At 55.7% G+C, this 13,661-nt stretch carries 14 protein-coding genes; 11 read left to right on the forward strand and 3 right to left on the reverse strand.

The features are described 5' to 3' along the window. Positions 1-12: 12 nt before the first annotated feature. From ETC00_RS03725 to ETC00_RS03745, 5 genes are all read left to right on the forward strand, one after another. Positions 13-969 (forward strand): U32 family peptidase, encoded by a 957-nt coding sequence (locus ETC00_RS03725; RefSeq protein ID WP_171564613.1) that lies wholly within the window; start codon positions 13-15, stop codon positions 967-969. Further along, entirely contained in the window at positions 960-1,898 is a 939-nt protein-coding gene (locus tag ETC00_RS03730) for a sugar kinase (protein WP_171564614.1), read from the forward strand. Before ETC00_RS03725 ends, ETC00_RS03730 begins: the two co-directional genes overlap by 10 nt. 34 nt (positions 1,899-1,932) lie before the next feature. Then, positions 1,933-2,598 (forward strand): bifunctional 4-hydroxy-2-oxoglutarate aldolase/2-dehydro-3-deoxy-phosphogluconate aldolase, encoded by a 666-nt coding sequence (locus tag ETC00_RS03735; protein WP_171564615.1) that lies wholly within the window; start codon positions 1,933-1,935, stop codon positions 2,596-2,598. An 83-nt stretch (positions 2,599-2,681) separates the two neighbouring features. Next, positions 2,682-3,455: an IclR family transcriptional regulator gene (locus ETC00_RS03740; RefSeq protein WP_171564616.1), complete on the forward strand. Its 774-nt coding sequence runs from the start codon at positions 2,682-2,684 to the stop codon at positions 3,453-3,455. A 100-nt stretch (positions 3,456-3,555) separates the two neighbouring features. After that, positions 3,556-4,455: a fumarylacetoacetate hydrolase family protein gene (locus tag ETC00_RS03745; protein ID WP_171564617.1), complete on the forward strand. Its 900-nt coding sequence runs from the start codon at positions 3,556-3,558 to the stop codon at positions 4,453-4,455. 426 nt (positions 4,456-4,881) lie between these two features. Here ETC00_RS03745 and ETC00_RS03750 read toward each other — a convergent pair whose 3' ends face one another. The 3 genes from ETC00_RS03750 to ETC00_RS03760 form a co-directional block, all read right to left on the reverse strand. Next, positions 4,882-5,616 carry a polymer-forming cytoskeletal protein gene (locus ETC00_RS03750; RefSeq protein WP_171564618.1) on the reverse strand — a complete coding sequence of 245 codons (735 nt, stop codon included), beginning with the start codon at positions 5,614-5,616 and terminating at the stop codon, positions 4,882-4,884. A gap of 97 nt (positions 5,617-5,713) precedes the next feature. Beyond that, the gene (locus ETC00_RS03755) at positions 5,714-6,394 is read right to left on the reverse strand and encodes a polymer-forming cytoskeletal protein (RefSeq protein WP_171564619.1); all 681 of its coding nucleotides are present in this window, start codon (positions 6,392-6,394) and stop codon (positions 5,714-5,716) included. A 14-nt stretch (positions 6,395-6,408) separates the two neighbouring features. Next, complete coding sequence (locus ETC00_RS03760) at positions 6,409-7,032, reverse strand: YhbD family protein (protein WP_171564620.1); 624 nt, start codon at positions 7,030-7,032, stop codon at positions 6,409-6,411. Between the two features lie 215 nt (positions 7,033-7,247). On the opposite strand from ETC00_RS03760, the gene ETC00_RS03765 reads away from it, so the two are divergent. The 6 genes from ETC00_RS03765 (at position 7,248) to sucC (ending at position 13,647) form a co-directional block, all read left to right on the forward strand. Continuing rightward, positions 7,248-8,606, forward strand: a complete 1,359-nt coding sequence (locus ETC00_RS03765; protein ID WP_171564621.1) for an aspartate aminotransferase family protein — start codon at positions 7,248-7,250, stop codon at positions 8,604-8,606. A gap of 87 nt (positions 8,607-8,693) precedes the next feature. After that, positions 8,694-9,560, forward strand: coding sequence for a MurR/RpiR family transcriptional regulator (locus tag ETC00_RS03770; protein ID WP_171564622.1), 867 nt, complete (start codon positions 8,694-8,696; stop codon positions 9,558-9,560). Between the two features lie 182 nt (positions 9,561-9,742). Then, positions 9,743-10,165, forward strand: a complete 423-nt coding sequence (locus tag ETC00_RS03775; RefSeq protein ID WP_171564623.1) for a hypothetical protein — start codon at positions 9,743-9,745, stop codon at positions 10,163-10,165. Between the two features lie 79 nt (positions 10,166-10,244). After that, a complete protein-coding gene (locus ETC00_RS03780; RefSeq protein WP_171564624.1) occupies positions 10,245-10,559 on the forward strand; it encodes a YbjQ family protein in 315 nt (104 codons plus the stop codon). A gap of 682 nt (positions 10,560-11,241) precedes the next feature. Continuing rightward, the gene (locus ETC00_RS03785) at positions 11,242-12,297 is read left to right on the forward strand and encodes a hypothetical protein (protein WP_171564625.1); all 1,056 of its coding nucleotides are present in this window, start codon (positions 11,242-11,244) and stop codon (positions 12,295-12,297) included. A 189-nt stretch (positions 12,298-12,486) separates the two neighbouring features. Then, complete coding sequence (sucC, locus tag ETC00_RS03790) at positions 12,487-13,647, forward strand: ADP-forming succinate--CoA ligase subunit beta (protein ID WP_171564626.1); 1,161 nt, start codon at positions 12,487-12,489, stop codon at positions 13,645-13,647. The last annotated feature ends 14 nt before the right edge of the window (positions 13,648-13,661 follow it).

Here is a 13,661-nt window from a genome sequence, read left to right on the forward strand (position 1 = left end):
GTGGAGACAGAGGTGAAACAAACTCGTGCGGTGTTTGAGAGATTGGGGTTTCCGGCAGGCGATTGTCACGATTTGCCCAGCTCAAAAAAAACATTTCCGGACGGAGCCCAGTATCGCGTGGAAATTCCCAGCGTGGAAGGGCCAGCCTCGTTTGAAGCGGTGCTGGAAGCGTGTGAAACGTACGGCGTGACGATTCACCGAATCTCACAGGGCAGCGGGATCATGCTCCTGACCGATCGCGAGCTTGAGCAGATGGCGGCGATTGGCCGTCGGGAGAAGCTGGAGGTGAGCCTGTTCGTCGGCCCGCGCGGCACCTGGGACATTACGCCGATGACCTGGGCCAGTGCAGGAAAAATTGCCGGACTGCGGGTGCAGGGTATGGATCAGCTGGCGTATGCGATCGAAGACATCAAGCGGGCCTGCCAGGCGGGCATCCGCAGCATTTTGGTGGCGGACGAGGGGCTCTTGTGGCTGGTCAACGAGTTCAAGAAACTGGGCGAGCTGCCCCCCGACCTGCTCGTAAAGATTTCCGTTCAGATGGGCCAGGCAAATCCCGTATCGATCCGGCTGATGGAACAAATCGGCGCCGGCACGTACAACGTGCCGACGGACCTTTCGCTGCCGCGCCTGGCGGCGATCCGGCAAGCAGTCGACATCCCGATTGACATTTACGTGGAAGCGCCGGACGACATGGGCGGGTTTATCCGCCACTACGACATCCCGGAAATCATCCGGGTGGCGGCTCCCGTCTACATCAAATTCGGCCTGCGCAACTCGCCAAACATCTACCCCTCCGGCAGCCATTTGGAACAGACGTCGATCAGTTTGTGCAGAGAGCGGGTACGCCGCGCCCGGATCGGTCTCGACATCATTCAACGGTACGCGCCCGATCTGAAGATTTCGGAAAAAGGTGCCGCCGGATTGGCCGTTCCTGCCCTGCCGATGAAAGGTGAACACGCATGGACGTAGTCACCTTTGGCGAGACGATGGTTCTGTTTACTCCGGTCTCGGCGGGACCGCTCCGCTCCGCAACCCACTTTGAAAAAACCATCGGCGGTGCCGAGTCCAACGTGGCAATCGCCCTCGCGCGGTTGGGCCATCACGTAAGCTGGGTGAGCCGACTCGGTGACGACGAGTTCGGCTTGTACATCCGCAATGTGATTCGCGGCGAGGGGGTCGATACGTCGCACGTCGTGTTTGACGCCGATCATCCCACGGCCGTCTTTTTCAAAGAGCGGCAAATTGCCCGCGAGTCCAACGTGTACTATTACCGCCGGGGATCGGCAGCCAGCTGCCTCCAGCCGGAGGACGTCCGCGAGGAGTTGATTGCCCGGGCGAAGTTTCTGCACGTCACCGGGATTACGCCGGCGCTCAGTCCATCGTGCCGGGATACCGTGTACATGGCGATTGAAAAAGCGAAACGGCATCGGGTAACCGTCGTATTCGACCCCAACATCCGGCTGAAGCTGTGGCCCGCTGACGAAGCGCGCAACGTGCTGATGGACATCGCCGGCCAATGCGACATCGTCCTGCCCGGATGGGAGGAAGGCCGGCTGCTGACGGGAGAAGACGCTCCCGAGCAAATCGCCGAACGATTGCGGAAAAACGGGGCAGCGGCCGTGGTGGTCAAGCTGGGCGAGCGCGGCGCTTACTATGCGACCGCAGACGAACGCGCGTACGTCGACGGATTTCCCGTCCCGCAGATCGTGGACCCGATTGGGGCCGGAGACGGTTTTGCCGCCGGTTTCCTGTCGGGATTGATCAGAGGCTGGTCGTACCGGGACGCCGTCAGGCTGGGTAACCGCGTCGGAGCTTATGCGCTGACGGTTGTCGGAGACGTCGAAGGATATCCGTACTGGTCGCAGATCGCGGATGAGAAGCCGCACATTCATCGCTGACCAGTAAACATACAAGGAGGGGAGAGAGCCAACCGTGCTGCCGAAAGTCAAGTTGCTGGAACGATTGGTGGAAAGCGGTGTGATCGCCGTGATCCGCCGGATTCCCGAAGACAGGATCGAACAAGTGGCGGACAGTCTGGTGCGGGGAGGCGTTACGGCCCTTGAGATTACGGTGGATTCAGAGAGTGCGTACGCTTCCATCGCCACGCTCAGCCGCCGTTATCAGGGACGTGCGATCATCGGAGCGGGAACAGTGATCGACAGCGAATCCGCCGTGATGGCGATCAAAAGCGGAGCCGATTTCATCTTCAGCCCCAGCCTGCATCAAGGCGTGATTCGTGCCGCCTTGCGTTACGGGAAGATCGCCGTACCGGGCGTGATGACGCCGACCGAAATGATTACGGCGGTGGAGTGGGGGGCCGATTTGGTCAAGCTATTCCCCGCGGCCGCGCTCGGGGTGCAGTATCTACAAGATGTCAAAGCGCCGTTTCCACACATTCCGATCATTCCTACCGGAGGCATTGACGAGCACAATGTCGCCGCGTTTATCGAGGCGGGAGCGGCAGCAGTCGGTATTGGCGGAAAACTGCTAAATCGCCGGGCGATTGCTGCCGGTGACTTTGCCGCCGTGGAACAAACGGCCCGAACAATTGTGGACGCCGTTCGCCGTGCCCGTGTTGATTGCGGAAAATCAGCGTAAAGAGTCTCGTTCATAGGTCCCGATTCTATGGTAATATATCTCCAACATCATTTCCGCAATCACATGGATAAAGGGAGGATACAATGCCGATCATTCAAGCTGTGGAACGTGCTCTGAAAATACTCGACCTTTTTGATGAACAGGTAACCGAACTGAAAATCACCGAAATCAGCGAACGTATGCAGTTGCACAAGAGTACGGTTCATTCCCTGTTAAAGACGCTACAGGTACACGGCTACATTGACCAAAACCCGGAAAACGGCAAATATCGGTTGGGGATGAAGCTGTTTGAACGAGGGCATTATGTCATCCATGGTCTGGATATTCGGAAAATAGCGAAAAGATACCTCGTCGACTTGTCCATGAAGACCGGGCAAACAACGCATCTTGTCATCCTGGACGACAAAGAGGGCGTGTATATCGATAAGGTGGAAGGTCCGATGGCGACGATTTTGTACTCGCGCATCGGCAGGAGAATTCCCGTACATTCCAGCGCGGTGGGCAAGGTGCTGGTCGCCTTCTTGCCGGAGGAAGAACTTCGATACATCTTGGATGGATATCAGTACGTGCCGCAGACGCCAAACACGATCACCAATGAACAGGCGTTTCGGCAGGAACTGGAGAAGGTGCGGCAGGCTGGTTATGCAGTAGACAATCAGGAGAACGAGCCGGGCGTTCGCTGCATCGCTGTTCCCATCCGCAATCACAAGGGGCAGGTGGTGGCTGCTGTCAGCATCTCCACGCTGGTCTCCCGCGTAGATGACCACATGTTGATGGAGTTCCTCGGCATGTTGAAGCCGGCAGCAGAGGAAATGTCGCAGCAGATGGGGTACGGTATCGCCTCACAGCATTCGTAACAAATCGTCTCGCAACTTTCGTGACAAGGAAGTGCACCCGTGGGTGTCAGCATAATTTAAAACATAGTTTTACAATACAAAACAAATGGGAGGGTACCATATGCGGATTATTCGATTCTTGATGGGGGACTCTGTTCCGGTGCTTGCAGCTGTCCTCGATGATTCCCGGGTATATGTGCTGCCGCAGCGCGATTTTCTCGAGCTGGTGAGGGAGGCGGATGAGCGCGGGATCAGCCCGCTTGCCGTGGTGCAGGAAGCCATCGCCGATGCGCAGCCGATTCCGCAGCGAATGGAAGAACTGCCGCTCTTGGTGCCGGTGGAAGCGCCGGAGGTCTGGGCCTGCGGCGTGACGTACGAGCGAAGCCGGGATGCGAGAAACTACGAGGCTACCGGCGGAAAGCTGGACGTCACGACGTTTTACGACAAAGTATATGAGGCGAAACGGCCGGAGATCTTCTTTAAATCGACCGCAGCCCGAACGGTCGGCCCCAATCGGGAATTGTACCTGCGCAGTGACTCCAATTGGCAGATCCCGGAGCCGGAACTTGGCCTGGTTCTCGCCAGTGACGGCAGAATACTCGGATATACGGTCGGCAACGACATGAGCTGCCGTGACATCGAGGGAGAAAACCCGCTTTATCTGCCCCAGGCGAAAGTGTGGCGGGGCTCCTGCTCAATTGGCCCGGCGATACGTCTGGCGGAAACGGTGGATGATCCGTACGCCTTCCAGATCACCTGCCGCATCAGCCGGAACGGAACCAAAGTGGTGGAAGGTACAGCAAGCACCGGACAGTTGAAGCGGCGGTACGATGATCTGGTCGCGTATCTGCTGCGGGACAACCAGATTTTTGACGGCACCGTGTTGTTGACCGGCACGTGCATCGTCCCGCCGGATGAGTTCACGCTGGCCGACGGTGATCGGATCGAGATTGAGATATCCGGCATCGGCGTGCTGGTCAATCCCGTCAAGAGCCAGGCAGTGAAAAGTGTTACCGTGTAAAACCAGATTCAACCGACAAAAACGGAGCCGGTCATCCGGCTCCGTTCCAGACTGAAGACAAACTGTACTTTTTCATTGAGGTTCCGCAAGGAAACAATCTTTCCATCGTTGTCAGGCCGAAAGGCCTGCACATTGATCAACCGAAGGTGGAGATAAAGTACGGGCATGGAGTGATGGGCCAAGCGAGCTCCTTTGACGACCGACTTAGCGGAAAAACGAAGACGCGGGAATCAACAGGGGACACAAGTCTCACTTCATCGAAATACCCAGATGTTTGTCCCCTGCCCGCGTCTCGTTTTGGAGCGGACATCATTCGCTTCTGTGCTGGGCGTCAAGCGAGCGAGCGGGCCCGATCTCCCATGCGCCGCAGACTTTGTCTACACGCTGAAACGGAGCCGGTCATCCGGCTCCGTTCGTGACGCATCCCTACACTTTTCTGCTGTCGGCTACCCTCGCGTCTTTGTCCTGCTGTAACGTTTTCTTGTATTCGACGAGGCCAATCTCGCAGCCGGGGCCGATCGTTACGTTGTTTCCGCGCACGACGCTGGCCTTCGTGTACTCCAGATAGATGTCGTCGCCCTCGATCGTGCCGGCTGTAAGTGAACCGGCGGACGGAGAGAACAATGACTGAAACATTGCGCCAAGGCCCGACCCGAACCCTCTGCGGACACAGATCTGGTCGCCGCCGATTTCCTTGGCTGTGGAATCACCGTACAGGCGGACGTCGACCCTGCCCGCATTCAACAGCCCGCCGACGGTAAAGCTGCCGGTGGCCAAAAACCTCTCAGCCTGGCAGTCGCCTTTTGCCTTGAGCATCCCTTTGATTTCCAGTTCCTCTCCGCTGATATGGCCGTCTACTCGTAACTCTCCGCGAAGCAGGACTTCCTGCAGTTCGGCATTGCCGTGAATGTCCAGATTGCCGGTGATCTTTGCCTTTGCCGCCTGCATGTTTTGTGAAACGATGGCATCCCCGGTGATCTTCGCCGTTTCTGCTTTCAAGCTGCCATAAAACTCGCATCTCCCCATGCAGGTAAATGTGCGGCAGTCCACATCGCCGTCCACTCGGCCTTCTCCGCGCACTTTTACGTCATGGTAGACCCCGCCGGACGCGCTCACTGTACCGGTGATGGTCAAGTCTGATCTGATATTGCCTGGTTCCATTTGTATCCCTCCTTGACACAGCTTGCTTGACACAGCTTGGGCCGTGCGGTCATGGATGCCAGTGGTCAACGGACATGTCTCAGGTCTCCTTCGACGATTACACCTGTTGATGACGGGTCACCTTGGCCTCGGGAGACTGCTCGTATTTGTTGCGGTACTCGACCAGTTCGATGTCGCAGCCCGGACCGATGCGCACGTTGTTTCCGCGAACCACGCCGGCTTGCGTGTATTCCAGATAGATGTCATCACCCTCGATGCTGTCTGCGCTCAGTTTGGACGCAAACGGGGGAAAGAGAAACGCCAGAAATCTGGAAAGGTCGTTTGTCTCTCTGCGAACCGATATCGTTTTGCCGCCCATTTCCCGGATGCGGCTGTGTCCGTACAGCCTGACATCAATCGTTTCCGCGTTGACCAGTCCGTCGATGCGGATACCGCCCTTGATGGTGAGGGTTTCCACCTCGCAGTTTCCGGTGATGTTCGGCATTCCGCTCAGCTCCGCCCGCTCACCGACAATGTCGCCGCGGACGGTCGCCTTGCCGTTTATGACGACGTGCTCCGCCTTGAGAAAGCCGGCGATGGTGGCCAGCCCGTTTACTTCGATGCTGTCGTCAGCTGTTACGCTGCCGTTAATGTCTGCCTTGCCGTTGCAGAGAAACCTGACGCATGACAGATCGCCGTTTACCTTGCTCATTCCGTCGATTCTGACGTTGTTGAAAACCCCGCCCGACGCGCTTCCCATCCCGCTGATCAGCAGGTTGTGCCGCTTTTCCCTGTCCATAGGCGATTCCTCCCTTACGATAGTTTCAATTTCAGTGTTTCAATAACGTCGGCGATATTGAGCCGTTCCACGATGTTGACGCTCTGCTCGAAGTAGACGTCGCTCGGGCTTGAGACGAGCAGAAAAGCGGACACGCCCATTTTGCGCACGAAGATCAGTTCGCAATTTTTTCCTGCGAATTTGCCGTAGTGTCGGAGCAGCGTGCCGAGCAGGTTTTTGCCTTCGTCGAGGCTGATGACGCCCTGCTGGAGCAGCTTTTCCAGGATGAAGACAGCCAGGATGTGGTCGAACGGAAACACCGGTGCATCCCCGAACTGTTCCGTAAACAAGTCCAGTGCCACTTTTGAAACAATGTTACGTTTCAGTAAGTCCTGTTTGCTCAAGGATATGTCCGCAGGCGCGGGCGAGAACATATCGGCCAGTTCGTCGAGCGACAAGTCATCCTTCATGTTTTTGATCTTGTCAATGCGAGCGAGGATCATTTCGCGGGGAAAAAACGTCTCCTGACCGGTGAAGGTGGATTTGCGGATGAACCACTCTTCGGGAATGAGCTTTTTTCGCTTCCAGCGGTACAGTTGGCCGTATGAGATGCCTGTCAGTTCCAGCAGTTCCTTCTTGGAGATGAGATCCTGTTCCACAACGGGCCCCCCTTTCGCACAATTAGTGTAACATAACAATGTTACGTTGTAAAGGCGGCAGCCGCCTGTTCGGGAAACAAGCAGGTGGAAGTAGGCATATCACGTAACTGCGCTGCTGTGTCCCGATTTCATGATCGTGCTGTTATGAAATTAATATTGCAATAACTAAAATGTGGTGCAATAATTATTTCATAAACGACGTGGGGGGAGTCACCATGAATCTTTCTTCCTTTCAGCAGCACTACCGTGAAAAACGTCCGAAATCAGCGGCGTTTTTTGAGCAGGCACAAATGTTGATTGCCGGTGGAGTGAACGGCAATCTGCGATACTATCAACCCTTTCCCATTACCTTTGCGCAGGCGCGTGATGCCTGGCTGTATGACCTGGACGGCCATGCGTACGTCGACTACTTGCTGTCTTATGGCGCTTTGCTTTTGGGGCATGGTCATCCGGTTGTGCAGAAGGCGATTCAACAAGTATGGGAACAGCAGGGGACCAGCAGTTTTGGTGCAACTCATCCGCTGGAGCTGGAAATGGCACAAGAACTGGCCGGTCTGTATCCCAGCTTCGAGGAAGTGCGGTTTACCAATTCCGGTTTGGAAGCGACGCTGTTTGCTCTGCGTCTGGCAATGGCTTACACGGGGAAAACGCATATCGCCAAATTTGAGGGCCATTATCACGGGGCGCACGATCATGTGCTGGTCAGCGTAAATCCGACCTTTGACCGCTTCGGGGATCAAACATCGCCGGCGTCCGTTCCGGAATCCCTGGGGACACCGGATTACTATCTGCAGCATACCGTCGTGCTTCCGTTCAACGATTGGGATGCTTGCGAAAAAATTATGACAGAGAAAAAGGATCAGCTCGCCGCTGTCATCGTGGAACCGATGCAATCCGGATATATCCCGGCCGACCGCCAGTTTATGAAAAATCTGCGGCAGCTGACTGACAACCTCGGAATCATCCTCATTTTTGATGAAGTCAAGACGGGATTTCGCGTTTCCTTGGGGGGCGCCCAGGATTACTATGGCGTAACGCCAGATTTAAGCGCATTGGGGAAAGTGGTGGGAGGAGGGTTCCCGATCGGCGTCGTCGGGGGAAAACGCCGCCTTCTCGAGATGTGTTCGCCTCTGCGCTCCCGCAATCGTCAGGAAGTCGTCTTTCACAGCGGCACCTTCAACGGCAATCCCATCTCCCTTGCGGCAGGCCTGGCTACGATTCGGTATTTGCAGGAGCCTGGCCGTTTTGCATCGCTGGTGCAGCGCACACATCAGCTGCGCGACGGAATTCACGAGCTTGCCCGGCGGTATGGCGTCCCCGTAAAAACAATGGGCGTCGGGACCATTTTCAACGTCCTGACTACGGAGGCTGAAGTACGGAATTATCGCGATCTGGGGGCGAACCGCCACGAGCTTCGCCTTGCGCTCGACTATCTGCTGATGGATCACGGTGTCTATTCAAAACCGCTCAATCGCTTTTCGCTCTCAGACGCGCACGGCCCGGCGGAGATTCAGGCGACGCTGGACGCGTTTGAAAAAAGTTTTGCCGCGCTGGGCCAACATGTGACCGCATAGTCGTGTCCCGCTGCGTTGTCGCCGCTTCTATCCTTTCGTATACTTAACGGTATTGGATGTACGGGACAACGTATTGAGGTGATCACGATGGAATACGGACCTTCCATTCTCCAGAAGGTGTCACAGTTGTACGCACAGATGAGTCCCTCACAGCAGCGGATTGCCGACGTAATACTGCGGGACCCTGAATCGGCCGCCTTTTACAACGTCGCCGAAATGTCCCGCAAGGCCGGTGTCAGCGAATCGACCGTTACCCGCTTTGCCTCGTTTATCGGCTGTTCGGGCTATCCGGCCCTCTCGCGGGAACTGCAGGAACTGGTCCGATCAAAGTTGACCACCGGCGAGCGCTTCCAGCTCTCGCGCGTGGTGGAAAGCGCCGAGCAGCGAACAGTCCTGCAGTATTTCGAAGAGGATGTGCAAAACCTGACGCTGATGATGGAACGAATCGATTTGGAGGCGTTTGGAAGGATCGTCAAACGTCTCGTCGCGGCTCCGCGCATCGGAATCGTTTGTGCGCGAAGCACGCTGTCCATCGGGCTTTTCTTCGAGTTTTACCTGCGTTTTCTGAGCAAGGAGACCGTCTTGCTTACCGGAGAGCCGCGCACGGTTGATCAGCTGCAACGCTTTGGCGCAGACGATGTGATTGTGGGCATCGGCTTTGCGCGATACTCCCGTTTTACGGTCGACTGTCTGGCCTACGGGAAGAAAAAAGGGGTTCATGTCGCAGCCATTACTGACTATCCCTCTTCGCCGCTGGTTCGCCATGCCGACGAGGTGCTCTATACGCCGACAGGAATTGCTTCACACATGGATTCCCTGGTAGCGCCGCTTTCGGTCGTCACTGCCCTGCTGCGAGCGATGACCCAGGCGTCTGCCGAACAGGCCAAGGATGTCCTGCTGGAATTGGAAGAGGTTTGGAGGCACTTTGACAGTTACGTGGAACCCAGGAAATAGACATGTGCGTGACCCTATCAAACTGCACGTGCAAAACACCCTGCCGGCATCGGTAGGGTGTTTTTGCATAATGCAGGATTTTCTACACATACAAACGTTGTTCATGGGAAATGTATGGATATGAAACTGGGGGTTTATGGCGAACACGATGTCTGAGCGCTTACGAACAAGGAGGGATTCATTTGAATCACAGAGAGCATCAAGAAGAGAATCCGTTTTTCAATCTGGTCGAGAACAAGCTCGAGGAGCCCGGGAATGACCAACAGAAGAAGCAGCAGAACGACGAACGACAGCATGGGCAGCAGGACGTACAGCAGGCAATTGAGCAGAAGCGGCAGCAGATAGCGCCGCCAGCCGCGCCTTGTCAGCGGGAGGAGCAGCAGAATCAGGTGAACCATCAAAAAATCAATCAATTTATCCAGGAATCCAAACAAGAACTGCAAGAAGGAGCACTTGGCGATATCTGGCAACAGGAGCAACAGGAGCAACCGCAGCAACAACAAGAACAGCAACAACAGCAACCGCAACATCAACTGCAAGAATCGAAACCTGCATCCGGTATGCAGCAGGGGAGTGCCAGCCAAGGTGCTGTCGGCACGGTGTGAAAAAACGTTTGCAACCGAACAGCTGCCCCAACCGTAATAATAGTAGGAATACGAACTTGATTCATGGGGAGGCAATCACATGCTCATCTCAACCACCAACACCTTGCAGGGCAAAGAAGTTGTGGAGTATCTGGGCATTGTCAGCGGTGAAGTGATTATGGGGGCCAACGTGGTTCGCGATTTTCTGGCAGGGATCACTGACATCATCGGCGGCCGCAGCGGTGCCTATGAGAACAAGCTCGCCGAAGGCAGGGAACTGGCGATCCAGGAAATGAAGGAGAAAGCGAGAGCCCTGGGGGCAAATGCCGTCATCGGCGTGGATTTGGACTTCGAGACGCTGCGCGAAGGCATGATGATGGTAATCGCTACGGGAACAGCGGTACGGGTGAAGTGACAGTCGGGCATCTGCCCGGCTTTCTCTTTGATGCGATCGGGTAGGACAAAACAAGCGGAGCAAAAAATGCTTTACTCCGAATGGGAAGCAATACTATTCTAACAAGTGAACAAGTATTTTCTAAATTGTCAGCAAATAACATACGCTGCCGGCATCCCATTAGGGAGAACGGACTTCCGTAGACGCAGCAGCTCACCCTGCCAAAGAACTATAATACATGGCGGCGGCGAGGCCGTTCCCCCAAAACGCCGAAAGCGCGAGATACAAACCTTCATCTGCGGGCATTGAGACAATAATTCCCGCTCTGTCGACCATGGTAGAAAAAACTGGTCAAGACTTGGAGTCCTGCGATAAAATAAGACCTGCGAACTACTGTCTCCATAATGAGGGACCGCTCGTGTACCTTTTTGGCTGTTATCAAAAAGCTGGAAGACCACACCGTGCACGTTGACTTCTACCACCTGTCGAAGCAGCCCCAGCCGAGCGCCTGATGCTGAAGGCAAACGCCAGATTCGTGAAAAAGACGGGATAATTTCGTCGCGGCCGCCTTCGACGAGGCGGGCGCAGAACCAGTTTGCGGATTGGACAAGCGTGGTGACAAATGCGGCGCGATCCGCACTGTCGATTGGGGCTGTTGCAGGGATGTCTGACAAGCCAGCGATCACGATGGGAGGATACCTGCATGAAAAGGACCTTGCGTGCGTATGTGTTTCCGGTACTGATGGCCGGTCTGTTGCTGGCCGGCTGCTCCGAGGGCGTCAAAGATGCGGAGTCCGACATGAAAAAGCAGTTGGACGCCGATCTGAGAGCCGTGGAAAAGGTAACCGTGCTCTCCACGGACGGTCAGGAAGTTCCTCTTGCTCTCGACGAATTTCTCAAGGAACTTCCCGAGCAGGGAAAAGACCTGCAGGTTTCCCCGCAGCCGCTGAAGCGGGACGAGATTCGCTATACGCTGGTGCTCTACCGGCAGAAGCTGGCCCCGTTGGTGGTGGAAGTGGGCAAGCAAGCAAGCCAGTACGGAGAGAATACATATCGCGGACCGGGTGCCGACCGCTTTTACCAGTGGATCCATCGGAAGGCGGGAAAAGGGCTGCTGCCGACAGCAGTCCAGACGGCGGTGGTCACTGCTGAAGACTTGGGTCAAACGGTTACGCTTGGCACAACCCAGGCGAAATTTCTCCAGGGGGTGCTTGCGGCTGCCACCCCGCTGAGCGACGAGAAGATCGATCAGTACCCGCTGTATCCCAATTACCTGCTGCGCATCGATGCAGGGGATCGTTCCCTGCACGTTTCCATGCTAACGCCGACGCTGGTGTCCATTCCGTTCGGCCGGGAAACGCATTACTACAGCATCCAGGGTTCGCTGTTTTCGCAGCTCACCCAATGGCTGCCGCCGCGGCGGACGGAGGGTGATGCGTTGGACAGGCTGTTTCAAGCGTCGAAAATCCGCATCGAGCCGTCCGGGGATGTAAGCGTGGCGTCTGTCGAGCAAAGCGCGACGGAAACGACGGTGGAGCAGGGGAAAGCACATCAGTGTGTCCGGCTGCTGAAAGGCGGAGTGGCGATTGCCGGTCAGCCAAAGTCGCCGGGCAATGAGCGCTATCGCCTGATCTTTTCCGTCGAACAGGGCGACGTGACCGTGCACGTCTACGATCGCCACATTCGCGTGAACGACACCTGGTATGTCCACGAGCATCTGGACGACAAGCTGCTGACCCTGTTTGGAGGAAAAAAGTAAGCGGAATTCTCATGAAATGTTCGACTTCTGGTCACGCTAGTAGAGAACATGTCAATTCCACTACCACTTTTGCGATTTTTGTCGTAGAATAGTTACGTTGCACTGATAAAGGCAGTTTTGTGTCTGGCGGAACAAACTTTGGGCCGGTGCGAACCTGCCGATCTTTATTTGCCATTAGGAGGATGGAGAATGAACATTCACGAGTATCAAGGCAAAGAGATACTGAAGCAGTACGGTGTAAAGGTTCCCGAAGGACGCGTGGCGTTCACCGTGGATGAAGCGGTGGAAGCGGCCAAGGAACTGGGCACCCAGGTAGTCGTCGTGAAGGCGCAAATCCATGCCGGCGGACGCGGTAAGGCAGGCGGGGTAAAAGTGGCGAAAAGCCTCGACGAAGTCCGTACATATGCGCAAGAGCTGCTTGGCAAGGTTCTGGTTACTCACCAAACCGGTCCGGAAGGCAAAGAAGTAAAACGCCTCCTGATTGAGCAGGGCTGCGACATCAAGAAGGAATACTACGTCGGTCTTGTGGTTGACCGTTCGACAGGCCGTGTCGTTATGATGGCCTCCGAAGAGGGCGGTACTGAAATCGAAGAAGTGGCAGCACGCACTCCGGAAAAAATCTTCAAGGAAGTCATCGACCCGGTTACCGGCCTGACTCCATTCCAAGCGCGCAAGCTGGCGTTTGCGATCAATATTCCGAACGAATTGGTAAACAAAGCCGTCAAGTTCATGATGGGCCTGTACCAAGCATTTGTCGACAAAGATTGCTCCATCGCCGAAATCAACCCGCTCGTGGTTACCGGTGACGGCGAAGTCATGGCGCTTGACGCCAAGCTGAACTTCGACAGCAACGCCCTGTTCCGCCACCCTGAGATCGTGGAACTGCGCGACCTGGATGAAGAGGACGAAAAAGAGATCGAAGCATCCAAATTTGACCTCTCCTACATCGCCCTGGATGGCAACATCGGCTGCATGGTAAACGGTGCCGGCCTGGCCATGGCGACCATGGACATCATCAAATTCTACGGCGGCGAACCTGCCAACTTCCTCGATGTAGGCGGCGGCGCTACCGAAGAAAAAGTAACCGAAGCGTTCAAGATCATCCTGAAAGACCCGAAAGTAAAAGGGATCTTTGTCAACATCTTCGGCGGCATCATGAGATGCGACGTCATCGCAAACGGCGTTGTTGCTGCTGCGAAACAAGTGAAACTGGATCGTCCGCTGGTTGTCCGTCTGGAAGGCACCAACGTGGACCTCGGCAAGAAAATCCTCAGCGAATCCGGGCTCAACATCGTTGCGGCTGACTCCATGGCGGATGGCGCTGAGAAGATCGTAGCGCTGGTTCAATAAGGCACAGTCTCGGA

Origin of the sequence: Brevibacillus sp. MCWH, assembly GCF_013096935.1 — a bacterium.
Classification (GTDB): domain Bacteria; phylum Bacillota; class Bacilli; order Brevibacillales; family Brevibacillaceae; genus Brevibacillus; species Brevibacillus aydinogluensis.

Excerpts from the sequence above, each read along its gene's own strand:
- ETC00_RS03730 (WP_171564614.1), top strand. The coding sequence starts at position 960 with ATGGACGTAGTCACCTTTGGCGAGACGATGGTTCTGTTTACTCCGGTC.
- ETC00_RS03740 (WP_171564616.1), top strand. The coding sequence starts at position 2,682 with ATGCCGATCATTCAAGCTGTGGAACGTGCTCTGAAAATACTCGACCTT.
- ETC00_RS03745 (WP_171564617.1), top strand. The coding sequence starts at position 3,556 with ATGCGGATTATTCGATTCTTGATGGGGGACTCTGTTCCGGTGCTTGCA.
- ETC00_RS03750 (WP_171564618.1), bottom strand. The coding sequence starts at position 5,616 with ATGGAACCAGGCAATATCAGATCAGACTTGACCATCACCGGTACAGTG.
- ETC00_RS03755 (WP_171564619.1), bottom strand. The coding sequence starts at position 6,394 with ATGGACAGGGAAAAGCGGCACAACCTGCTGATCAGCGGGATGGGAAGC.
- ETC00_RS03765 (WP_171564621.1), top strand. The coding sequence starts at position 7,248 with ATGAATCTTTCTTCCTTTCAGCAGCACTACCGTGAAAAACGTCCGAAA.
- ETC00_RS03770 (WP_171564622.1), top strand. The coding sequence starts at position 8,694 with ATGGAATACGGACCTTCCATTCTCCAGAAGGTGTCACAGTTGTACGCA.
- ETC00_RS03780 (WP_171564624.1), top strand. The coding sequence starts at position 10,245 with ATGCTCATCTCAACCACCAACACCTTGCAGGGCAAAGAAGTTGTGGAG.
- ETC00_RS03785 (WP_171564625.1), top strand. The coding sequence starts at position 11,242 with ATGAAAAGGACCTTGCGTGCGTATGTGTTTCCGGTACTGATGGCCGGT.
- sucC (WP_171564626.1), top strand. The coding sequence starts at position 12,487 with ATGAACATTCACGAGTATCAAGGCAAAGAGATACTGAAGCAGTACGGT.